Origin of the sequence: Iocasia fonsfrigidae, assembly GCF_017751145.1 — a bacterium.
GTDB classification, from domain to species: Bacteria; Bacillota; Halanaerobiia; order Halanaerobiales; family DTU029; genus Iocasia; species Iocasia fonsfrigidae.
In genome coordinates, this window is the sequence record NZ_CP046640.1 from 2794667 (window position 1) to 2819036 (window position 24370).

Annotated in this window: 25 protein-coding genes and 1 riboswitch; of the genes, 2 read left to right on the forward strand and 23 right to left on the reverse strand. The window is 34.5% G+C overall.

The genetic code is table 11. The features are described from left to right. Positions 1–15: 15 nt before the first annotated feature. The 14 genes from GM661_RS13435 to GM661_RS13500 form a co-directional block, all read right to left on the reverse strand. Positions 16–1248 (reverse strand): molybdopterin molybdotransferase MoeA, encoded by a 1233-nt coding sequence (locus GM661_RS13435; RefSeq protein WP_230867297.1) that lies wholly within the window; start codon positions 1246–1248, stop codon positions 16–18. 19 nt (positions 1249–1267) lie between these two features. After that, positions 1268–1969: an energy-coupling factor ABC transporter ATP-binding protein gene (locus GM661_RS13440; protein WP_230867298.1), complete on the reverse strand. Its 702-nt coding sequence runs from the start codon at positions 1967–1969 to the stop codon at positions 1268–1270. Continuing rightward, positions 1969–2661: an ABC transporter permease gene (locus tag GM661_RS13445; RefSeq protein ID WP_230867299.1), complete on the reverse strand. Its 693-nt coding sequence runs from the start codon at positions 2659–2661 to the stop codon at positions 1969–1971. The genes GM661_RS13440 and GM661_RS13445 overlap by 1 nt, the downstream gene beginning before the upstream one ends. A 165-nt stretch (positions 2662–2826) precedes the next feature. Next, positions 2827–3648, reverse strand: a complete 822-nt coding sequence (locus GM661_RS13450; RefSeq protein ID WP_230867300.1) for a substrate-binding domain-containing protein — start codon at positions 3646–3648, stop codon at positions 2827–2829. 77 nt (positions 3649–3725) lie between these two features. Beyond that, positions 3726–3847, reverse strand: a riboswitch (molybdenum cofactor riboswitch). Between the two features lie 139 nt (positions 3848–3986). Next, complete coding sequence (locus GM661_RS13455; protein ID WP_230867301.1) at positions 3987–4667, reverse strand: HesA/MoeB/ThiF family protein; 681 nt, start codon at positions 4665–4667, stop codon at positions 3987–3989. A 1-nt stretch (position 4668) separates the two neighbouring features. Continuing rightward, positions 4669–4893: a MoaD/ThiS family protein gene (locus GM661_RS13460; protein ID WP_407929672.1), complete on the reverse strand. Its 225-nt coding sequence runs from the start codon at positions 4891–4893 to the stop codon at positions 4669–4671. Between the two features lie 13 nt (positions 4894–4906). Continuing rightward, complete coding sequence (locus GM661_RS13465) at positions 4907–5947, reverse strand: tungsten cofactor oxidoreductase radical SAM maturase (protein ID WP_230867303.1); 1041 nt, start codon at positions 5945–5947, stop codon at positions 4907–4909. Between the two features lie 110 nt (positions 5948–6057). Next, positions 6058–7854, reverse strand: coding sequence for an aldehyde ferredoxin oxidoreductase family protein (locus GM661_RS13470; protein ID WP_230867304.1), 1797 nt, complete (start codon positions 7852–7854; stop codon positions 6058–6060). 153 nt (positions 7855–8007) lie between these two features. Then, complete coding sequence (locus GM661_RS13475; protein ID WP_230867305.1) at positions 8008–9966, reverse strand: sigma-54-dependent Fis family transcriptional regulator; 1959 nt, start codon at positions 9964–9966, stop codon at positions 8008–8010. A 227-nt stretch (positions 9967–10193) separates the two neighbouring features. Next, the gene (locus GM661_RS13480; RefSeq protein ID WP_230867306.1) at positions 10194–11777 is read right to left on the reverse strand and encodes a DEAD/DEAH box helicase; all 1584 of its coding nucleotides are present in this window, start codon (positions 11775–11777) and stop codon (positions 10194–10196) included. Positions 11778–11904: 127 nt separating this feature from the next. Beyond that, the gene (locus tag GM661_RS13485) at positions 11905–12108 is read right to left on the reverse strand and encodes a cold-shock protein (RefSeq protein ID WP_205739462.1); all 204 of its coding nucleotides are present in this window, start codon (positions 12106–12108) and stop codon (positions 11905–11907) included. Positions 12109–12258: 150 nt separating this feature from the next. Further along, complete coding sequence (locus GM661_RS13490; protein WP_230867307.1) at positions 12259–12834, reverse strand: HD-GYP domain-containing protein; 576 nt, start codon at positions 12832–12834, stop codon at positions 12259–12261. Between the two features lie 375 nt (positions 12835–13209). Then, positions 13210–15174 carry a methyl-accepting chemotaxis protein gene (locus GM661_RS13495; RefSeq protein WP_230867308.1) on the reverse strand — a complete coding sequence of 655 codons (1965 nt, stop codon included), beginning with the start codon at positions 15172–15174 and terminating at the stop codon, positions 13210–13212. 64 nt (positions 15175–15238) lie between these two features. Beyond that, the gene (locus tag GM661_RS13500; RefSeq protein WP_164522313.1) at positions 15239–15403 is read right to left on the reverse strand and encodes an aspartyl-phosphate phosphatase Spo0E family protein; all 165 of its coding nucleotides are present in this window, start codon (positions 15401–15403) and stop codon (positions 15239–15241) included. A 291-nt stretch (positions 15404–15694) separates the two neighbouring features. Between GM661_RS13500 and GM661_RS13505 the strand changes: the two genes are divergently transcribed. Then, entirely contained in the window at positions 15695–16849 is a 1155-nt protein-coding gene (locus tag GM661_RS13505; protein WP_230867309.1) for an HD domain-containing phosphohydrolase, read from the forward strand. A 68-nt stretch (positions 16850–16917) separates the two neighbouring features. Beyond that, on the forward strand, positions 16918–17157 hold the full coding sequence (locus GM661_RS13510) for a DUF1657 domain-containing protein (protein ID WP_230867310.1): 240 nt from the start codon (positions 16918–16920) through the stop codon (positions 17155–17157). 87 nt (positions 17158–17244) lie between these two features. Here GM661_RS13510 and GM661_RS13515 read toward each other — a convergent pair whose 3' ends face one another. Genes GM661_RS13515 through GM661_RS13555 form a run of 9 tightly spaced genes read right to left on the reverse strand, consistent with a single transcriptional unit; the run spans position 17245 to position 24084 of the window. Next, on the reverse strand, positions 17245–18687 hold the full coding sequence (locus GM661_RS13515) for a complex I subunit 5 family protein (RefSeq protein WP_230867311.1): 1443 nt from the start codon (positions 18685–18687) through the stop codon (positions 17245–17247). Positions 18688–18739: 52 nt separating this feature from the next. Continuing rightward, positions 18740–20170, reverse strand: a complete 1431-nt coding sequence (locus GM661_RS13520) for a complex I subunit 5 family protein (RefSeq protein ID WP_230867312.1) — start codon at positions 20168–20170, stop codon at positions 18740–18742. Between the two features lies 1 nt (position 20171). Further along, positions 20172–21671, reverse strand: coding sequence for a complex I subunit 5 family protein (locus GM661_RS13525; RefSeq protein ID WP_230867313.1), 1500 nt, complete (start codon positions 21669–21671; stop codon positions 20172–20174). Further along, positions 21671–22006 carry a sodium:proton antiporter gene (locus tag GM661_RS13530; protein WP_230867314.1) on the reverse strand — a complete coding sequence of 112 codons (336 nt, stop codon included), beginning with the start codon at positions 22004–22006 and terminating at the stop codon, positions 21671–21673. Before GM661_RS13530 ends, GM661_RS13525 begins: the two co-directional genes overlap by 1 nt. Beyond that, positions 22003–22719, reverse strand: a complete 717-nt coding sequence (gene mbhE, locus GM661_RS13535; RefSeq protein WP_230867315.1) for a hydrogen gas-evolving membrane-bound hydrogenase subunit E — start codon at positions 22717–22719, stop codon at positions 22003–22005. Before mbhE ends, GM661_RS13530 begins: the two co-directional genes overlap by 4 nt. Beyond that, the gene (locus GM661_RS13540; protein ID WP_230867316.1) at positions 22720–22983 is read right to left on the reverse strand and encodes a Na(+)/H(+) antiporter subunit B; all 264 of its coding nucleotides are present in this window, start codon (positions 22981–22983) and stop codon (positions 22720–22722) included. Further along, positions 22980–23324, reverse strand: a complete 345-nt coding sequence (gene mnhG / locus GM661_RS13545; RefSeq protein ID WP_230867317.1) for a monovalent cation/H(+) antiporter subunit G — start codon at positions 23322–23324, stop codon at positions 22980–22982. The genes GM661_RS13540 and mnhG overlap by 4 nt, the downstream gene beginning before the upstream one ends. Continuing rightward, a complete protein-coding gene (locus GM661_RS13550) occupies positions 23324–23581 on the reverse strand; it encodes a monovalent cation/H+ antiporter complex subunit F (RefSeq protein ID WP_230867318.1) in 258 nt (85 codons plus the stop codon). Before GM661_RS13550 ends, mnhG begins: the two co-directional genes overlap by 1 nt. Continuing rightward, on the reverse strand, positions 23578–24084 hold the full coding sequence (locus GM661_RS13555; RefSeq protein ID WP_230867319.1) for a Na+/H+ antiporter subunit E: 507 nt from the start codon (positions 24082–24084) through the stop codon (positions 23578–23580). Before GM661_RS13555 ends, GM661_RS13550 begins: the two co-directional genes overlap by 4 nt. Positions 24085–24370: the final 286 nt, after the last annotated feature.

The following is a 24370-nucleotide window of genomic DNA, read 5'->3' on the forward strand; positions in this document are numbered from 1 at the left end:
TTAATATTTATCTGCTTAAAATAATAAAACCTGAACCTCTTCTCCTTGATCCAGGCCTTCTTTACCTAAATCAATCTTAACTAAACCATCAGCTTCAACCATAGTAGTAATTAAACTTGATTTACCTAAAATAGGATAAGCCCATAATTGGTTGTTCTCTTTTACTAACTTAACTCTTATATATTCTTCTCTCCCTTTATCGGAAGCTAGATTACGACTTAATTTAGCAGATACACTACCTTGAAATTGATTAAGCTCCTGTCCAGCTAATTTTTGAATAATAGGTGTTCCTACAATTTTTAAAACAGTCATTGCTGAAGCAGGATGACCAGGCAATCCAATCACAGGAGTATCACCAATTAAAGCCAAAATAGTAGGTTTTCCAGGCTTAATACTAATTCCATGAACCAGTACTCCCGGCTCCCCTAATTCATTTAAAACTTCAATAGTTAAATCTTTAGTTCCAACAGAACTACCCCCAGATAAAATAACTAAATCACTATTTTTCAAACTTGCTCCAATCTTGTTTTTTAGTTCTTCTTTATTATCTGCAATAATACCACCATAATTTACTGTTCCCCCGGTTTCTTCTACTAGACTACCAACCAGATAGGTATTTATATCCCTGATTTGGCCTAATTTAGGACTTTCTTCAGGTGCTACTAATTCATCTCCAGTAGAAAAAACTGTAACAACAGGCTTAACAAAAACCTCTACTTCTGTAATACCAATTCCAGCTAAAGCCCCTATATCCTGAGCTCGTAATAAATGTCCCTGTTTTAATAGGAGGCTCTCCTGGTCTATATCCTCTCCTTTTACAACTATATTTTCTCTACTGGCTACTGACTTAAAGACCTCAATCATATCTTCTCCAAGGGTCTCTGTATATTCTACCATTACCACCGCATCTGCACCTTTAGGTAACATACCACCAGTTGCAATCTTAATTGCCTGTCCTGCCTTAATCTCCTGTTCAGCTTCCTCACCCATTAATATCTCTCCAACCAGGTCTAGATAAACAGGCATTGATTCAGAAGCACCAAAGGTATCTATCGCCTTCACAGCAAAGCCATCCATTGTCGATCTGGAAAACGGAGGTAAATCTATCTGGCTAATAATATCTCTGGCTAAAACTCTGGCTTTTGCCTTTGTAATATTTATTTTCTCTGTTGCTAAATTAACAGCTAATTTTCCTTCAAAAAAATCGGGAATTTTGTCTATTTCAACTAATTGGAACAATTCTGACATCAGACCACTCCTTCAAACATTATAAATACTTCAATAATTCCTCTTGTTTTACAAATATTTCCTGTTCTTCCCCTTGAGCAACTATCTTTCCTTTTCTTAAAAGTATTATCTCATCTGCCAGATTTTTTGCCTGATAAAAATTATGGGTAACTAATACAATACCCACTCCCTTTTTTACTTCTTCTTTGATAATCTCTTCAATTAAAGCTATACTCTCTACATCAAGACTTGTATTAGGCTCATCAATAAAGATTAGCCCGGGTTCAGTTATTAAAGTTCTGGCAATAGACACCTTCTGCTGTTCACCGCCAGATAATTTTTTAGCTTCTTTATCTTTCAAGTCAGTTATCTTTAACCTTGCTAAAACTTGATTAACCCGTCTTTGAATATCAGTTTTTCCCATCTTTCTATATTTTAACCCCAGAGCTATATTATCATAAACAGAGCCTCTATATAATAAAGGTTTCTGCCAGATAAACCCTATCTTGCGGCGCATCTTTAAACTATCCTTTTTATTTATCTTATCACCTTGATAATATATTTCTCCGGTATTTTTTTCCTCTAATTGACTTAATATTTTAATTAAAGTTGTCTTTCCACTTCCATTTGGACCCATTAGTACCATAATACTACCTTGCTTTATGGTTATCTCACTTATATCTAAAACTTTTTCCTTTCCATAATACTTTATAATATCTTTTCCCACCAGTAATTCTGTCATCAGGCTCCACCTGCCTGAAAGTGGTGTAATACAAAATTAATTATTAGTGAGATAGACATAAGAATAATTCCTAAAGCAATTCCAAAACCAAATTCACCTTTACTGGTTTCTAAAGCAATAGCAGTAGTTAAAGTTCTGGTTACCCTTTTAATATTACCACCAATCATCATGGAAACTCCTACTTCACCTATTACCCGGCCAAAACCAGTAATAACTGCCCCCAGGACTCCAAACTTGATCTCCTTTAATAACATTAAGACTGCCTGTTGTTGTGAGGCTCCTAAAGATAATGCTGTAACAACTACCTGACTTTCAGAATCTTTAACTGTATTGAGTGTTAAAGTGGCGATAATAGGTAAAGCCAGGATAATTTGTCCGATAATAATTCCTTTTGAAGTAAAAAGTAATTCCAGGTCACCTAAAGGACCTCGTCTGGAAACAAAAGCAAATAATAATATTCCTATAACTACTGTTGGTAAACTCAATAACGTATTTAAAATAGTTATAATAATCCGTTTTCCCTTAAAGTCATAATGTCCAATTAAAAATCCAATTGGGATACCTATAATTGAAGCTATTAAAGAAGAGATTAAAGAAGTGGTTATTGATAATACTGCAATTTGCATAACTTCCTGGTCCATAGTTAAAATTAATTCCAGAGCATTCTTTATCCCTATTAGAATATATTCCACTAGAACTCTCCCTTTCTAAAAACAGTGACTAGTAACGTGTAAATAGCTTTAATTAGAGTAATAGAGAGATAGAGTATTAGAGTTTCAGACTAAAATGATTGTTTTCACCTCTGCCTTTGTCCCTAATACTCTACCACTAACCTCTATTACTCTCCACTCTATCTATTACAAGTTAAGTGGATTAAACAATCTTTCTCCAGAAACCGTAAAATCTCTAATAATTTCCTGTCCCTTTTTAGACATTATAAATTCAATAAATTCCATTGCTCCATCATAGTTAATTCCTTCATGTTTTTCTGGATTAACAGCCATTACACCATAAAGATTAAAAAATAGTGGGTCTCCTTCAGATAAAATTTCTAACTCAATCTTATCTTTATAAGCTAAATAAGTGCCGCGGTCAGCCAGAATATAAGCCTGTTTTTCATTAGCAATTGTCAAACTGGCTCCCATTCCCTGGCCGGTCTCCTGATACCAACTACCCTGAGGTTCAATCCCGGCTTCTTTCCAGATACTTAATTCTTTCTTATTGGTTCCAGAATCATCACCACGGGAGACAAAGGCCGCTTCTGCTGCAGCAATCTTTTTGAATACTGCTAAAGCATCTGAATTGCCTTTAATATTAGCCGGGTCATCTTTAGGTCCAAGAACTATAAAGTCATTATACATTACTTCCTGCCGGTTAACCCCATAACCATTATCAATAAATTCCAATTCTGCCGATTTGGCATGTACTAATAATACATCTGCATCTCCATTTCTACCTAACTCTAAAGCCTTCCCTGTGCCAACAGCAACTACATCCACTCTAATATTTCTACCCTTTTCAAAAGCAGGAATTAATTGGTCTAACAAACCAGAATTATCGGTACTGGTGGTTGTAGCCATAATTAATCTTTGGTCTTTAACACCACTAACATACCCTACAACAACTAAAGCCATTAAACAGACAAGTACAAATACAAGTGTCATTCTTTTCTTTGACATAATTATAAATCATCCCCTTAGCTAGATTATTAAATTATAAAAAAATAAGGACCAATACCTAACGGAAAGCAGATATCAATCCTTAATTTATATCTTCTTTCCAAACACGGGAGGCTGAAAGGTTTCCCTGTTAACCCAAACGACTAAACCACCTTAGAATTTTATCCTTAGGTAAAATAGTTCGAAGATAAATATATTATTTTATTACAAATTATAGTAAATTATAATTTGAAAATTAGCAATTATCTATCAAAATTATAACAAACACGATAATTTTAGTCAATAATTATCAATTTATGGCTTTATTATGCAAAGTTTTAGACAATAAGACAATAAAATCATAAGCTAACGACCTCATAATCTTGCGCAAACAAATCAGCATAAAGAATTTTATTCCTTAACAATTCACCCCTAGCAATAAGTATTTTTAATGTTTCACTTACTTGAACAGAAGCAACAAAGGCCGGAGTAAAAGAAGGATTTCCTAATTTATTTTCTATTCCCTCTATATTTTTTTTGGCATATAAGATATCCAAAGTCTTATCTCCCGGGAAAATAGTTGTAACCTGTCCATACCAACCAGCAATAGCTCCATGAACCAGTGTTATTCCCAACTCATAAGCTAATTCCTGTAAAAGCAATCTGGCAGCTATGTTATCTACAGCATCAATAATAACATCATGTCCTTTCAAAATTTTAATCCCATTATCATTATTTATATTTTGAGAAATCGGCATAAAGTTTATCAGAGGATTGACCAAAGCTATTCTCTCTTTGGCAATCTCTGCCTTGTTTTTTCCAATAACATTAGCATCAGATAATAACTGTCGATTAAGATTTGTGGCATCAAATATATCTCCATCTACTGCTGTTATATTTCCTACACCAAGCCTTGCCAGCATTTCAATAACATATCCCCCAAGACCACCACAACCGATCACACATACTTGACTATTTTTTATTTTTTCAATTTCTAATTCTGAGAGCATAGTCATATTTTTTAGATACCTTTTTTCCATCTTATCCCCCTCCAACAGGAGGAAATAAAGAAAGATAATCCCCCTCATGAAGACTAGCATCAAATTTTCCATCCCTACCATTTATTAATAAAAGGGCTACATCCTCTTGTTTTATTTTAAATATATCCAGCACTTTACTCACAGTGGTATTTTCTTCTACTTCCATCTCCAGTACTTTATCTCTTCCATCTCTCAATGTCGCAAATAATCTGATCTCTACTTTCATCATCCTCCACCTCCTAAGGGCAAATTATATACTTTCTACTCCACAGACAGTCGGCACAGGAAGGGCTCCCAGTATAACAATCAGTGCTTGTATCCTTAACCAGATCACATCCTTCTGCATAATCACAGTCAATACAGGAAGGGTATCGATTATTCCTGATAATAGAACGGAAATTACTGTATTCACTACTTTCCCAGGTCTCCTTCAAACTCTGATCATGCAAATTAGCAAATGAATGTTTTAAAACTGTTTTCTCCCTACCAAATACATATTCCTTATAAGTATGTGATAACCTGTAACAGGGAACAACTTCACCAGAAGCACTAATAAAAGCTGCTTTATCTTCGATAAAGATGCATCTTCTTTCTGTCTTTAATTCATAGTTTGGTAAAATGAGATTTAATCCTTTTCTAAAGGAATAATTATAAGCTTTAGCAAATAAACGCTTCATTTCTTTATTTTCATATCTAGTATAGAGTATTTTATCTGCATTTTCTTCCTTTTGCGGTAATAAATTTGATAATACTAATTGATGGACCTTTAATTCACTGGCTAGATCTATCAATCTAAAAATGTCGTCAACATTATTTTTCGAAATAACAAACTGGATCCCAAGATAAAGAGTACTACTTTTCTTCTTTTCTTTCAATTCATTAATTTTATTAATATTATTAACAACAAGATCTAAATTTGTTCCCCGAATTTTCGAAAAATTCTCATGTAACCCATCAATTGAAACCATAATCAGATTAACATACTGAACAATCAAATTAATTAAGGTATCATCCATTTTTATAGCATTAGTAGTCAAGATTAAATCATAATTCCCAAGTTCTTCAATCGCTTCATAAATTAGAGGTGCACAGGTCGGCTCTCCAATTCCTCCCAAAACAATAGATTTTAATCTGCCCATTTCTTTTATTTCTTTTTTTATCTTTACAAATAGTTCTCTGTTCATATCCTGTAATTTTTCAGTCCAGGAATGTCTATAACACATTACACAATTTAAATTGCATTTATTGGTAAGCTCGAGATAGAGTTTCTGTAAGGACATATTATCAACCTTCCTGGTCCCATTTTGAATATTAACATTTAATAACTTTAAAAAATTATTATAAAGGCTTCTATAAGTAGAAGCCTTTATAATATTGTTAGTATTTTTATCTATGCTAACCCTAATTCCTTAAGTTTTTCTGGAGTAGGTATTCCATCAATACTCCAGCCTCTAACTTCATAGTATTGGGGAAGGAGTTCATCTAATTTGTGTACCCATCCCTTGGAAGGTCCATCTGGAATAGGCTCTTCCAATAATCTTTTAGGCAGTGTATCCTGTGAAGAGTCGATTCCAGCTTCCAGGTTATACAATTTTTCAAGATTCCAGATCCTTTCACCAGCTTGAATAAAATCATCACCAGTTATATTGGTACCGCAAACAGCATTAAGCAGAGCAGCATAATCTTCTGCACCCATGGCAAAAGAAGTAAAGAGACACAGTCCAGATGAATCAATAGCCGCAGTAAAATCCTGGAATATCTTGGCCCAGGTTGGCTTGCCTTCCAGGGTTAATCTATCAAGTTTTTCAGGAAGTCCTAATATTTCAGGTGAAATCATATAACCTCTAACATGGCAACCACCTCTGTTGGAAGTAGCATAATTAACTCCATGTCCCTGGATACCTCTGGGATCATAAGCAGGCAGTTCCTGTTTTTTAACTGTCATTGAAATTTCTGGAACACCATACATTTCACAAAGTCTGTAAGACCCTTGAGCCATCTTAGCTCCCAGTCCCTCAGTATCAGCCATCTTCTTTGTCCATTCTATAATCGCTTCATTATTTCCCCAGGCAAGTTCAGATGCTCCAGCTAATTCTTCTTCTTTAATATATCCTTTATCATATAACTCCATAGCTGCAGCAATTGTAGAACCAGCAGAAATGGTATCGATTCCTATTTCATTACACCAATAATTGGCTTTAATAATATCACCAAGGTTAGATACTCCACAATCAGAGCCAAAAGCCCAGACAGTTTCATACTCAGGCCCAGCACCTTCAATATCATCAACTTCACAATACCTACCACAAGCTATTGGACATCTAAAACAAGGATCTTTCTTTTTCAGATATTTATCTGCTAAAGTCTCGCCACTAATTTCTTCAGCCTGATCAAAAGTACTATACTGAAAATTATTGGTTGGAAATACACCATTCTCATTGATAATATTAACCAACACAGCTGTACCATAAGCTGGTAGTCCCTGTCCGGTAACTCCATTTTCTTTTATTTTTTTCATACAGACAGAGAAAACTTCTTTAAGTTTGTCAGGCTCTGCTATCTCAACTTTATTATTTCCTTTAACTACTATAGCTTTAAGATTTTTTGAGCCCATTACAGCACCAACACCAGAACGTCCTGCCGCTCTACCCAGGTCATTCATAATAGCTGCTATTTTGGAAAGATTTTCACCAGCAGGTCCAATAGTCGCAACTTTTACTTTTTCTCCATGTTCTTTTTCTAAAACATGGGTAGTCTCGGAAACAACTTTTCCCCAGAGATGAGAGGCATCTTTAATTTCAACCTTATCATCAACAATATTAAGATAGACAGGTGAATCAGCCTTTCCTTCAAAAATAATAGCATCATAACCGGCAAATTTAAGTTCAGCACCCCAGTATCCACCTGAGTTAGAACTAGCTACAGTACCTGTTAGAGGCGCTTTAGTTACTACCATATACCTTCCACCAGTTGGTGTACTGGTTCCTGTCAGTGGACCAGTAATAAAAATCAATTTATTCTCTGGACTTAAGGCATCAACTTTAGGATCAACCTCATCCATCAGCATTTTGGTACCTAATCCTCTACCACCAATAAATTTCTGTGCCAGGTCAATGTCCAGTTCTTCATTTTTTACTGTTTTGTTGCTCAAATTGACTCTTAAAATCTTACCATTATATCCATACATCATATACCCTCCTTCAAATAAGTATCATATATATTTAAATATGCAATCTTTATGCCAATAAAAAAACCCTTTAATATAAAGGGTTTCAAGGGGAAAAATAATATATATTCAGATCTTGTTCCAATCTGGCGCATTATTAAAGAGTTTTTTGTGTTATATATTGGAACACTGCTCCATAATAGAACAGTCTATTTTATAATTTTCTATTTTTCTATAAAGGGTATTCCTGCCTATATTTAAAGCCTTAGCACTTTTACTGATATTTCCATCATACAAATTAAGCACTTTGATAATATGCTCTTTTTCCACAGCTGCCAAACTTAGATCTTTGCCTATTTCAGCACTTGCATCTTTTAAAACAGAGGTTTTAAAACTAATCCCTGATTTTTTTGATAATACAGTTTTCCTTCCACCAATCTTATCTGGAACAGATTCCATATTAATCATCCACTCTACTAAATTTTCCAGTTCTCTTACATTGCCAGGCCACTCATATTCTACCAGAGTTTTAATAAACTCCTCAGAAGTTTTTACACTTCTCTTGTTCATTTTTTTTGATTTCGTTTTCATAAAAAATTCAAATAAAAGTGGAATATCTTCTTTTCGTTCTCGTAAAGGTGGAAGTCTTACAGGTAGAACATTGAGTCGATAGAATAAATCCTTACGAAAATTGCCATTTTGAACCTCTTTATATAAATCCTTATTAGTCGCTGCAATAACTCTAACATTTACAACATTTTCCTTAATGCTTCCTATTCTACTCACTGTATCTTCTTCAATCACCCGCAGTAATCTAGTTTGCATGTCAAGGGGCATCTCACCAATTTCATCAAGAAAAATTGTTCCTCCATCAGCTATTTCAAACTTTCCAGGTTGTCCACTGCTTTTGGCACCAGTAAAAGCCCCTTCTTCATATCCGAATAATTCAGATTCAATCAAATTTCTTGGTATAGCACCACAGTTTATTGCTACAAAAGGTTCTTGACTTCTATTACTACAGTTATGAATAGCCTGAGCAAAAAGCTCTTTACCTGTACCACTCTCACCCATAATTAGAATATTTGATCTACTATCTGAGACCTTTTTAGCAAATTTAACCATCCTTTGAAAATCTTCGTCTTTGCCAATTATTTTATCAAAGGTATAGATAGCCTGACGTCCCATAATTTTATTAGCCAGTTTCCTCACCTTTTTTACTTCTTTAAAAACAAAAATAATATTCCTTACATTCTCTTCGTAGTCCAGTATAGGATAGGTACTTAAATTAAACTGAAGTTTATTTTTTTTAGCATTTACAAAAACCTCTTCTTCCATAAAATTACGTTTTGCAAAAACTGTAGTTTTAACCTTTTCCCAGCTTTCAAATAAATCCCAGATCTTCATTTTCCTCATTTTATCTGATTTATATCCAAACATATCTGCTACATAACTGTTAACAGTTATAATATTTCCAGCTAGATCAACTGTTAGAATTCCTGCTTTTATAGAATCAATAACAGTTTCGGTATACATTTTCGCCATAGATAGTTCTTCGGTGTATTTTTTTATTTCCAACATTTTTTCGATGGCATTGGCAGCTGCCACAACCATACCAAGAGTATGTGAATGAACACTTTCACTATAACCGGTTAAATCAAGGGAAGCAATAATCTCACCTTTAGTATTTCTTATCGGTGTAGCAGAACAGGTCCAACGATGGTAGACCTTTATAAAGTGCTCTTTACCAGAAATCTGGACTGCTTGACCTTCTACTAAAGCTGTCCCCATAGCATTTGTACCAATATTAACTTCATCCATATATGCCCCAGGTATCATTTTAAAAGAAAAAGCCTCAGAAAGAATATCTTCATCTCCAATTACACTTAAAATACAACCCTCTTCATCAGTTAATATTGAAAAAAAATTAGATCCTTTCACAAAATTATATAATTGATTCATAAAAGGCTCTGCCGTAACAATTAATTCTCTTTTTGCTTCAAGTTTTTCGAAAAGTTCATTTTCATCAATAATTTTGCCGCTAAATACTCGGTCAACATTAACATTATAATCCTTGCACCTTTTATGAGAATTTATTATATATTCTTTTTTATCTGATAAATTTAGGTTATTCATTAAAATTTCACTCCCTTTTATTTAAATAACCTTTATATTATAATTTAATTATAACATGCATAATATAAATCATCAAAAAACATTCTCCACTCCTTATGTTAAAAACTAAATTAATTTATCACTCTCCACAAAGAAAAATAATGCCCTACTAGTATAAGACATTATTAACTGTGATTTTATTATCTTTTTTTTCGGACACATGTCAATTAAATTCCAGCTATTATATCCTATTTAGGTTTAGCTGGTTCAACATTCACCTTATTTCCCTTAATATAATTATCCTTCATAATATTTAAGACATGGGCACCCATTTCACTGGGGACTTCAACAAAAGTAAAGTTATTATAAACATCAATAGCCCCTATTAGTTTTCCTTCCAGATCTGTTTCCCCGGCAATTGCCCCCACAATATGTCTAGGACTGATCTTATCCTTCTTACCTATATTAATAAACAACCTGACCATACCTGGTTCTGCACCAGTATCCCCAAAATTATCTCTATAATCATTCTCTTCTTCTTTTTCATCTGTTAAAGACATTTTTAGTAATCCAGCTGCAAGTTCTATTGCTGTATAATCATCTTCAAGCAAACCTTCAATAATTTTGGTATGTTTTCCTAAATGTTCTTTTTCTATATATTTTTTTAAACTACTAACAAATTTTTCAATCTGTACTTCTTCTATATCATTAAGTGAAGGTATATTTTGGCGCTCAATTTTTATCTTAGTATATTTTTGTATATCACGCAGTTTATAGATATCTTTACCGACAACAAAGGTATAGGCGGTACCCGTCTTACCCGCTCGACCTGTCCTGCCAATTCTATGGACATAATAATCAGTATCCTGAGGAAGGTCATAGTTAAAAACAGCTTCCACATTATCTACATCAATACCACGGGCTGCTACATCTGTAGCAACTAAATGCTCTATAATACCATTCCTAAATTTATCCATTACCCGATCTCGCTGGTTTTGATTCATACCACCGTGTAAAGCATCTGCAAGATATCCCCTGGCCTGAAGCTGTATATTCAATTCATCAACCTGTTTCCTTGTATTACAAAAAATCAAGGATAACTGAGGGAGGTGCATATCAATTAAACGTGTTAAAACCTTTAGTTTATCTCCCCTTTTAATCTCATAATAATATTGTTCAATACTAGGTGCTGTTAAATTTTCGTGAGCTATTCTTATTAATTTTGCATCCTTTTGATACCTTTTACCCAGATTAATTATTGTTTTAGGTATTGTAGCAGAAAAAAATAAAGTCTGCCTATCCTGTGGAATATCCTCTAATATTTTTTCAATATCATCAATAAAGCCCATATCTAGCATCACATCGGCTTCATCTAATACAAGAAAATCGATACCAGATAACTGTAATGTACCCCTTCGCATATGATCCATCACCCTACCAGGTGTACCAATAATAACCTGTACTCCCTTTTTTAAGACCTTGATCTGTCTTTTAATAGATTGTCCACCATAAACAGGTAGAGTATGTAAATTCCGTTTGTATCTGGCCAATCTCTTTAATTCTTCAGCAACCTGAATTGCTAATTCCCTGGTAGGACATAATATAATCGCCTGTGGATTTTTATTATCTGGGTCAACCCTTTCTAATAAGGGTATCCCAAAAGCTGCTGTCTTTCCTGTTCCTGTTTGCGCCTGTCCTATAATATCTCTGCCCTCTAGTGCTGGCGGAATAGCATTTGTTTGTATGGGGGTAGTTTCTTCAAATCCCATGTCTTCTATTGCCTTTAATACATCCCTGGATATCTTTAGTTCTTCAAATTTAATTTTTTTCAAATCCAATTTCACTTCCTTTTTATTCTTTATTATATGTAGTATTTCATTTTCTATCTAAGAAATAAAAACCCTGACTACAAAGATATAGTCAGGGAATAGTTGCTATATTTTAAAGGCATTATTTACTTTATAATGTAACAACATTTGCAGCCTGTGGACCGCGGTCACCATCAACAATCTCAAATTCAACTTCCTGGCCTTCTTCCAGGTTTTTAAAACCATCTTGTTGAATCGCAGAAAAATGTACAAAAACATCATCATCACCAGAATCTCTTTCAATAAAACCGAAACCTTTTTGATCATTAAACCATTTTACCTTACCATTGTAAATCATTAAATTGAATTCCTCCTATATTTTCCCTGGGTAATTCTTAACAAATTTTTAATACCCAATATCAATAAGTATAATATAATAAATTGTTTATGTCAAGAAGAAACTGCAAATTTATGAATTAAAAAATTCAAATAGTCTTAACAACATTTATCTTTTTTCAGCTATTTTCTGGCAAAATGCCGTCGCAATCTCCCTGTCAAATTGTGAACCAGCATTATTCAGGATCTCTTCCAGAGCCTCCTTAATTGTAAAAGGGACTTTACGATAGGGTCTAACAGTAGTCATCGCATCAAAAGCATCAACAATAGAAACAATTCTAGCTGCCAGAGGGATCTCTTCTCCCCTTAATTTATAGGGGTAACCATTACCATCCCACCTTTCATGGTGGTAACTAATAATATCCAGTATTTCTTTATTGTTAAGGTGTTCCTGCAGCATTTCAGTACCAAAGATTGGGTGTCTCTTTATTATTTCAAACTCCAGATCATTTAAACACCCCGGTTTATTTAAAATAAGATTGTCCACCTGTACTTTCCCCAGGTCATGTAAAAGAGCACCATATTTAATTATCCTTATTTCCCGCTGGCTTAATCCCAGATGTTCAGCCAGCATAATGGCCAACTGACATACCCTTTTAGAATGGCCGCGTAAATATTCATTTTTGTTTTTAATTACAGTTAACATTTTCCTTACCTTGAACAACTGCCTCTTCCTGATAATCATTAATTACTTCCTCCCCTATAAAGTAAAGTGATTAGTTCATTCATTTAATCGAGAACAATTATCAATTCTTAAATTATTATTTCTTATATTTAAACAGATATTTAGTTTTAGATTAATGATTTATAGCAACTTTATTTAATTCTTAAAGTAATTACATAAATATATTATATCATAAACTGGAAATATTTTATTATAATATATACTAAGTTAATGACACATTTTGAGTAAATTTAGTTATAGATTAAGTAGTCTGGTACAGAATAACACATTCTTAGGCATATTATTTGGAAAAACAACGAAAAAATCCAGGACAAAATATACCCTGGATTTTTAACTTATTCGACTATTAATTATTTGATTTAAAGTCAATAATATTTATATCCTGAACTGATCAACTGTCCGGGAGAGTTCCTGGGCCATCTCAGCCAACTGTCTGGCTAAAGAAACAATCTCTTCAGTTGCCGCAAGCTGTTCCTCACTGGAAGCTGCTACTTCTTCTGAATTGGAAGCAAATTCTTCACTAACTGAATTAATATTTTCTGTGGTTTCTTCTACATTATTACTATATTCATTCATATTAGCAACATTTTCAGAAATATTTTTAAGCTGTTCTTTGAGATTTACGGTGTGTTCCTCTATAACACTAAATATCTCACCAGTATTATTAATTGACTCAACACTCACTTCCACCAATTGAACATTATTATCCATCTCTTCAACAGCCCCTAAAGAATCTGACTGAACCTGTTTTACCAGATTAGTAATTTCATTGCTTGCCTTAGCCGACTCTTCAGCAAGTTCCCGTATTTCATCAGCAACTACACTAAAACCCCTGCCTGCCTCACCAGCCCGGGCTGCCTCAATTGCTGCATTTAAAGCCAGTAAATTAGTCTGTTCAGCTATACCACTAATAAGTTCCACTATTTGCTCAATCTCTCTGGATCTCTCTCCCAGGGTATTAATGGTTTTAGATACTCCCAGGGTATTTTCCTTCATTTCATTAATATTACTAACAGATTCCTGTACTGAACTGATCCCCTGCTCTAATTTATCAGTTAACTCAACTGCATTACTACTTAATTCATTAGTACTTATATCTACCCTTTTGATACTGTCACTTAATTTCTTAACATTTGAGCTTGTTTCCTCTACCCTGATTGACTGCTCCTCAGCACCACTGGCTACGTCCTGTATCGAAGTACCAACCTGTTCAGCAATCTCTCCCACCTGTTCACCTGAGGCAGACAGTTCCTGACTGGATGCAGCCACCTGGTCAGAGATATTAACTACCTGAGCAATCATTGTTTTTAAGCCACTGAGCATATTATTTAATGATTCTCCCAGCTTGCCTATTTCATCTCTTGATACTACCTTTAATTTAGCGAGACGCAGGTTTCCTGTTGATATTGCCTGTGCAAAGCCAGCAGCCTTAATAATAGGCTTAGTAACATAATTACCCATTATAAACGCGACTACTATACCAACTAATACCGTAATAATTATACTTATTACCGCCCCCCGGACAATATCAACCACTGGTTGAAAAGCCTCTTTAGCAGTAAGCTGTACTACCACACCCCAACCCGTTTCTTTTACTGGTAAATAAGCTGCCAGTTTATTATCACCCTCATAGCTGTATTCACTGATACCCGTTTTTCCCTCAATAGCTGCTTTAACCGGAGCTAAATGAGAGGCATCAAGCATGTTACTTACTAGTTCTTCATCAGGATGGGCTATTATCTTGCCGTTATTTTCCACTATAAATCCATAGCCTGTCTTCCCCGGTTTATATTTAGCCGCAAGTTCACTTAATACCTCCAGATCTATACTGCACCCAATCACCCCAACAATTCTACCATTGTTTCTGACCGATCTGGCATAAACAACTATTGGAACCTTACGGCTGCCTGATATAATAACATTAGAGAAGTTGGCCTCTCCCCTGATAGCCTTTTGCATATATTCCCTGTTTGAGCGGTCATCAAGGTCACCGACAGTTTTATAGATCTGCCTCCCGGCCCTATTCATAACATATAGATTGGCAATATAGGGGTTACCAGCTGTTATAGGGTCTAAGACATCCTTAATTCTTTCAGGATCCATCTCCTTTACCCCAGCTGTCTCTACAATTGAATCAACAGTTATCCGGGTATTAGTTATCATAGAACCAACTGTATCCCCAAGACCTTCAGCTAATTTCATATTATCATTATATATCTGCTTATTTATTAAAGCTCTTTCTTGATTTATAGTAATAATACCATATATGATTAGGGGTGTTATCATTAAAAAGACCAGGATTAAAAATAATTTTGTTTTAAAACTCTCCAATACTTTCATTATATGTACCTCCATTTCCTATTATATTGCTCTGCTGTATTGTATTGAACGTTTTTATTATCTTTTAACCACGCTGATCTTTCATGACCTGATAAATAAACTTATCAATTTTTTGACTCACCTCCAGTACTTTTGGTGAAGTAAGAGTTAGCTTCATAACCTCATCTTTGACCTGATTTTTAAGGGTATTGATTTTATTTAATGTAGGGTCGTTCCTTTCGTCTATCACATCTATTTTCCTCCTATTATTTTAGGTTTTATAATTTATTATAAATACAATTATCTAATACCTTTAAGGTTTATTTGCTAGTTTAATTTCTATGTATTATTTCTGTTACTATTGTACCATAATATTTTGAACAAATTATCAAATTTAACCAATTATTTTGACACATTCTGAGTTGTTATGTTAAAAAATCTACTAATAAATAACAATTGATTAATATTGTGACTAATTTTGTTTTTTTCGTATAAAAAATTTCTATATAATGATGATATTAGTTTATAAGGGGGCAAAAACATGAATTCATTTTCATTTCGCTTAAAAAATTTAAGAAAAGAAAAAAATATATCACAGGAAAAATTAGCAAATGATCTGGGGTATTCCCGGTCCACTATTGCCAATTACGAACAAAATACCAGACTGCCTTCAGCTGATGTTTTGACTAGAATTGCAGACTATTTTGAAGTTTCTTTAGATTACCTGCTAGGGAGGTCAAATATACGCTTAAGTCTGAAGGACTACCTAACACATAACACCCCAAGCATTCTGTTATTTATTGACTTTGAAAGTGGTAAAATCATTGAGCACAGCCCAGCTGCTCTATCATACTATGGTTATACCCGCGAACAATTTCTTAATAAAACAATCTTTGATCTACATACCCATCCCAGGGGGGAGATCAAAATATTAATCGATGAGGCACACAATAAAAAACAGCAGGTCTTTTATTCTAAACATAGATTAGCTAATGGTGAGATTAGAGATGTTAAAATAACTATAACCAGCTTAACTATTAATAGTAAAATCATCATAACCTTTTTAATTCAGGATATAACTGATTTTAGAAAAGAAAACATCTTTACTAATATACTCGATTCTTTACTGCTTACTCTGGGAAAAATTAACTTATATAAAACACCTTATAAAAAAAATCATTCTGAACATGTAGCTGCCCTTGCCTATGAAATAGGTAAACTCCTATCTCTACCAGCTTATAGACTTAATGCTCTGAAGATTGCTGCCTTACTCCATGATATTGGAGAATTGAATATCCCTTATGATATTCTAAACAAACCATCTGGTTTAACAGAAAATGAATTTAATCTTATCAAAGAACATCCTCAGTTTAGTTATGACATAATCAGCAATATCCCTTTTGAACAACCAGTAGCAAAAATTGTATTACAACACCATGAAAGAATAGATGGCTCAGGTTATCCTAAGGGCTTAAGTAATAGCAATATACTCATTGAAGCAAAAATATTGGCGGTTGCTGATGTTGTTGATGCTATCACCTCAGATCGGCCATATAGACAGGCCCTGGGAATAGACTATGCCTTAAATGAATTAAAAAGAAACAGCAGGATAAAATATGACCCGGATGTAGTTGAGGCCTGTCTTAAATTGTTTAAAAATAAGTTGTTTACATTTAAAAATAAAAAACTAAAATAATTACCATAATTAAAAGGCTAAATTCAGGAAATAACTAAAGAAGAGTAAGAAAAGGGAGGTGAAACTAAATGAGTGTAGGCAAACAACTCCATCAAACCCTGGCCTCTCTCCGTAGTGCCAAGACTGATATGGAAACCTATGCCTTATCAACTGAAGATAAAGATGCTCAAAAACTCTATGCCGATTGTGAAAACCAACTGGAAAATATGATCAATAGTTTTGCTGGCAGGGTAAATTATGTTGAAGAACAGGAACCACAGTATAATGTAAAAAAACAAATGCAGGAAAATAATCAACAAAAATCCTGAAAATTTAAATGTTGAACCCACAAAGGAGACTTATCAAATGATAAGTCTCCTTCTTTGTAATTTAAATCCTTAGCTATTTTATTGATTCTAATGAAATACTAATTCCCAGTAGAGTAAAAAAATCAGAAAAAGGGGTATCCACAATAATTGATACTGAAAGTCTTTATATATCAGATTATAAAGATACCTACCTAATTTATCTAAATACCTATTAACTCTGTTAAACAAGATATCAAGTGATGGTGTTTGCTGTTTTTTTATCTCAAAGCAATTAAAGACCTTAAGAATAAATACAGCAGGCAGCAGGTAGAAAATCACCTCTAAAAAGCCAGTTTTGAAATTATACCTGAAATCTATATCCTTTATAATTTTTACAATTAATTCACCATAAAACCCTACTGTTAAAAGTAATACAATAATTATAAATAGGGAAAGATATTCAAACTTTCTCAGCTGATATTTATTTCGGGCTCTACCTGATTCCCTTTGTCTTCTAGCAAGCAGATCCCTGAAAATACCCCAGTACAAAAAACGCAGGGCATATAAAGCAGTTAATAGACTGGAGATAAATAAGAGTATTGAGAAAAATTGTCCGCTATCAATTCCATGTTTTATCAGATGTTTACTATTATACCCGGCCAGTAGGGGAATCCCCATCAGAGAACTAAAACTTATGATGATACTTAAACAGCTTACTGTCTGTCTCTGCCAGGCATCTTTGAAATCATAGATACATCTACTCCCATATTCCTCAATTAAACACCCATTAGTTAAAAACAAAGCTGTTTTGGCCAAACCATGAGCAATAATATGCAAAATACTACCTAGATAAGCATAGCTAACCCCACTTCCAATCCCAATTGCTATATACCCTAACTGACTGATTGAACTATAGGCCAGCAAAACTTTATAATCAATTGCTAAAAGGGCCTTTATCCCACCATAGAAAACCATTAAAAAGCCCAGGATTAGTAGTAAATTACTCCCTTCTGGAATAATCTTTAAGTAAGTAATAAAACCAAGTTTTACTACCCAGCCAGATAGTACAGCACTTACCGGAACCGGTGCCTGTGAATGAACTGGAGGCAGCCAGAAATGCAAACCAAAAATAGCACTCTTCATTCCCAGACCCAGAATAAGTAAATTTTGCAGCCAGACCTCTTTGATGGGCATTATCTCACTATACCCGGCATTAATAGCCAGCAGTATGGCATATAACAAAATACTACTACCTAAAAACTGAACAATAAAATACTGCCCAGCCAGTCCCCTCCCTTTCCAGAGTAACATTAAACTGGTTGAAACACTCACCATTTCCCAACCTATCAGGAGAATCAACCACCTCCTGCTAAATATTACAATTAAAAAAGAAAGGATATAAATAAAATTCAACAGATAATATTCCTTCCGCTTTGTTTTAATACTAAGCCTGGCCAGAGACATAGTTAAGGCTGTCAGTAAGATGCCTGTTATTCCAAAAATAAGATTTAAATTATCTATTTTAAAATTCATCTTAATAATCTCAGACATAGAATCCTCCCCATATTTACATAATACAAAGGTCTTAATCTGCTTTTATGAGCTACATCAACAATATCCAGAGAAAAAGTATTACTAAAAATATTGGTATCCATAACAATTGATACTGGAAGTCCTGGTATACTAAATTATAGATAAATTGTCCATTTTTAAATAATATCCTGTTGATATTATTAAATAGTTTATCCAATGTTGGTCCAGTACCATGAGGGATTTTATTCCAGGAGATACCCCTTAAAATCAATATTGAAGCCACTGTAAAGGCTGAAACCTCCAGAAAACCCTTTAAGAAGTTATACTGAAATTCTATTTTCTCAAACATATTAACAATTGTCCCGGAGTAAAAACCTAAAGTAATAAGCAGTACTATAATCATAGTTAAAACAAGATACTCACTTTTGCCTATCTGCCCAGAAGATAGTTTGGAATCCCGTTTTTCCCTGGATATCAGATCCCTGAAAACACCCCAGTATAGAAACCGTACTGAATATAAAGCAGTCAACAGGCTTGCTGCATAGAGAATAATACTAAAGAAAAACCCGTTCTCAAAACCATATTTGATAAGATATTTACTGTTAAAACCAGCTAGAACAGGAAAACCCATTAAAGATGAAAAACTAATTAGGATACCCAGGCTGGACATTTTATACCTGGGCCACATATTCTTAAATTCATAAATACTGCTGCTGCCATATCCTTTAATTAAATTAGCACTCCCCAGAAAAAGCCCGCTTTTAGCCAGACCGTGGGTGATTATATGTAAGATACTCCCCAGATAGCCATAGATAGTCCCACTACCAATTCCAATAGCAATATAACCCAAATGACTGATTGAACTATAGGCCAGTAAAACCTTATAATTAGTAGCCATCAGGGCCTTTATTCCACCATAAAAAGCCATCAATAAACCCAGTACTAATAAAAGATTATTTCCCTTGCTAATCAGTTTCAACATGGTGATAAAACCTAATTTAACAACCCAGCCTGATGAGACAGCATTAAAGATTACAGAAGCCTGAGAATATATAGCTGGAAGCCAGAAATGCAGCCCAAAGATAGCACTCTTCATCCCCAGTCCAAAAATAAACAGATTCTGCAGCCAGGTATCACCAATAGCTTGAATCTCAGTATATCCCTGACTAATAGCCACTAAAATAACCAGTAATAAAAAACTACTTCCTAAAAACTGAACTATAAAATACTGGGTTGCTAACTCCTTCCCACGCCAGATAAGCATCAAACTGGTAGTAATCGTAACCATTTCCCAAGCTACAAAGAAAACCAACCAGTCCTGACTAAATATAACAATTAAAAAAGAAAAAACATAAGCAAGATTTAAAATTAAATATTCCCTGCGCTTTACCTCTATATCTGTCCAGGCAAATAAGATTGTAAAAACAGTCAATAATACCCCAGCAATAGCAATCATCAAGTTTAAACTACTGAAAACAAAGCTGCTCATAATCCCTGCCATATTAAGCCCTCCTCAATAGATTCTGGACAATGGCTATTACTGGTTGAGTAAACAGCCAGTAAAAAATACCGCTGACAAGCATGATTATTGTAAAGATATAGGCAACACCAGTAACAATTTTCTCCCTGTAGAAAACCGACAACACCAGACTGAGTTTCCTGGGTTTTATACCCCTTTCATAATCCAGTAAGTTATATCCCCTAAAAATATAACGCAGATAATAGAATAAAGAAATCACACTTAAAATAATGATCAAAAAGGCTGCAAAATAATAACCTGACTCAATAAATCCCTTTAAAATATAATATTTACTAAAAAACCCGGGTAAGGGAGGAACACCAACCATCCCCATAGCTGCTATAATAAAGGCAATAAAAATACCCTGATTTTTATAGGCAATACCATTGAAATCAGCAATATGATGACTATCAGCATATTGTAATAAATACCCGGCAATGATAAAAAGGGTCGTCTTCATCAAGAGATGACTGAAAACATGTAATAAACCACCAGCTAAACCGCTTACTGTGTTAAGAGCCAGGGCAGCGGCAATCATACCGATATGACCTATAGTTGAAAAGGCCAGCAGCCTCTTTAGATCATCTTCTTTAAAGGCCAGTAAGTGGCCTAAAGTACTGGAAAAAAGCCCTAAATATATAATAAAATTATGCAGTCCAACGTTTGATAATAAAGCAAAGCCAAAAACAGGCCAGAACAATCGCAGGAAAATATAGATAAATACTTTTAGTAACACACCTGATAATAAAGCACTAATCGGCCCCGGACAGGCGCTATGTGCCTTGGGTAACCAGAAATGGAAAGGGAAGATACCTGATTTAATAAATAATGAGGTCAGGAAAAATACTATAATAGCCATCATCAGGTTTGGATTGATTTTCCCAACATGGGCAGCAATACTTTCCATATTGAGTGTTCCAAGACTAAAGTAAATTAAAAATACAGCTATCAGGAAAAACAAACCCCCAACAACTCCATAAAAAAGATACTTAAACGCAGCCTCAGCACCTTCACGGTTCCTTTTAAACGCCACCAGGGCAGCTGAAGTTACCGTTATTAATTCGATAAAAACATATAAATTAAAGAGGTCGCCGGTCAGAATCGCCCCCTGCATCGCTCCTGAAACCAGAAAAAGCAGGACATAGTATTTGCCTTCATGATGACCGATAAACCCAATAGAATATAATATAATTAAAAACATACTTAAGCAGATCAATAGCGAAAAAAAGAGGCTTAGGCCATCCATCACAATTGTAATCCCTAAAGATGAAGCCCACCCCCCTAGCAGATACTTAATAAAAAAATCTCCCCTAATTACTGCCTGGTAATTGGCTGTCAAAAGCAGTATGGCAACTATCAACTCCCCTGCAGCCGATGAAATAACCAGTAATTTCCTGACCTTGATATATATTATATCGATTAAGGGAATTAGAAAGGCTGTAATCAACGGTATTAATATTAAAAGTAGGACATTTAATTCCATCAGTCACGCAACCCCTTTAATATATCCAAATCTATAACATTCGCATATTTATTTATCTCTATAATTAGGGTCAACAGAAAAGCTGTTGTACTAGCCCCAATCACAATACCAGTTAAAATCAGGGCCTGTGGTAAAGGATTTACCACAGCAGCTGCCTTACTGCCAGTTTTCAAAATTGGGATAACCCCTTCCCTGTAATTAAGAGCCATAACCCAGAAAAAAGTTGCAGCCTCCATTATATTTAACCCAATAACCAGTTTTATTAGATTTTTTTTAACTAATATTGTATAGAAGCCCAGCATAAAGAGTAAAAGAAAAACCAGATTATATATCAAGATTTCAACTCCTCTTCTACATAGGTTTTTTGTATCATACTATAGAAAATAATAGCCAGTCCAGCACCTATCTTAAAACCTATCCCAATATTTATGTAGGGAATAACCCCTGCACTTATTAGCCTCCCTGGTTCATTAATTAAGGGATTCACATTGGCCAGGAAATGTCCCTTTAAAACCAGACCCAGCCCACCAATAAATAGAAATAACAGGGCACCTCCAGTCTCCAGTAAGGTCTTAGTTTTAGGGGGGTATTTTCTATAATCATAGGCACTTCCATAGACAATACTCAGGATGATAGAAATAGTACCGAGGATAACTCCCCCCTGAAAACCACCACCAGGGGATAAATGTCCATGGGTAATGACATATAAACCAAATAAAAATATAAATGGAGCTAGAAAACCGAAGGTGTTTTTCACAATAAATGATAAACCCTGAGAGGATACAGGGAGTGTTTTAAAAGACAGCAAAAGAACAATGGCACTAACTGTAGCAAATATAACAGTACTCTCACCCATAGAGTCAAAAGCCCTATAATCATAGAGTATAGCTGTAACCAGGTTCAAAGAACCTGTTTCTTGTAAACCCTTAGTAATAATGTGCTCAGCTGTACTATCCACAACAATCTCCTGTTCAGGTATAAAATCAAAACTAAAAATTAGTAAAGCACTTAGTAAAATCAGGAGTAAAATGACAATAGAATTCTTCAATTACTCATCCTCCCTGGAGACATGGTTTTTCCTACCTGATCTGACCTGACTAATTGCCGCCATAAAAATTGCTGTATTCAAACCTGAACCAATCACAGCTTCAGTCAGAGCCACATCAGGTGCTTTATACAGGAGATAGAGTGCTGTCAGGGCAAATGAAAAAATAGAAAGACAGATAATAGAGATTAATTCTTCTTCAAATATTACTGCCAGTAAGGCTGCAAAGACCATTAAAGCAATCAGCAAGTATTCCAGAAAAATCATTTTTCTCCCCTCTCAAGATAATCTGCATATTCATCAACACTCCTCACCCTGGGTAAGGCTACCTTCTGCTGATAAGAAGACCTGGCAATAGAATGGGTGGCCATAGGGTTTGAAATCAAGAAAAACAAACCTATCAGGATAATTTTTGTACTTAGAAATAATTCCCAGACATAAACTGCCACACCAAAGGTTACTAAAACAGCACTAATAGTCAAAACTACAGCAGCGGCATGTATTCTGATGTAAACATCAGGAAACCTGATTAAACCTATTACCGTGATAATCGCAAAAACTCCGCCAGCTCCCATCAGCAGATATGAAATAATCTCCCTGATTAACATTATTTATACAGCTCCTTATGTTCAAAAAACTTAGCAAAAATCAATATATCTACAAAAAATAAGACAGCATAGGCTAAAACTATATCAACCAATAGTCCAATATCATAATATAAACCTAAGAGCAGCATAACCAGGGCCAGAAATATCCCTATCGTATCTGCAGCTATCAGCCTGTCAGTTATTGTCGGACCAATTATCAAACGGTATAAAGTAAGAAAGGCCAGTATCACAAAGAAAATAGCTAATCCCAAGATCATTTATAGATCACACCCAGCCATCTTTCAAACCTGGCGATAATTGCCTTTCTGGCCTCAGCCTCTTCCCTGGTATTTACATCTATCCAGTGGATATAGTAGGCCCTTTCTGCCCTATCAAAATCAATGGTTAACGTACCTGGAGTCAGGGTAATTAAATTAGCCAGAACAGTAATAGCAGAAACATTATTTAACTTTGTCTTCACTTTTACTATACCAGGGGAAAAAGAAGGTGATTTTTCAAAAACGTGTTTTGATACCTTTAAAGCCGAGATTACTGCTTCATAAAAAAAGACTGGGATAAAAAGAAAGGTCAATAAGCCTTTCCGCAATGCCCCCAGAAGGCCTATCCTCTGCTCTATCCTCTGGTAAAGCATATCCCCAAAAAGAACCGTAGTAAGGAGTGAGGCTGCTATCCCCACTACTATAACATCTAAAGAAGATCTTCCGGCAAAGATAAGCCAGACTATCAAAAAAGAAACAAAGGTAAATATTTTTTTAATCATATATTACCCCCTTAATTGTGCCATATATTAATTCTAATTTAGAAATGACTAAAATAACTATGTTTCTATTTTCTAGATAAAACAGCAGATTCCTGCTTTTATTTTCAGCATAATAAATAGCATTACATATGATATTTTTTTATAAGGATTTTTAAAAAAGCAGTATATTTTTTGACATAAGCAGATAACTTTGATATAGTCAATAACGGTATGTAAGCTGACTAAACACTTATTCTACCACTATAAACCTGGATAAATTCCTGTATATGTCATATGCGGGAATTTT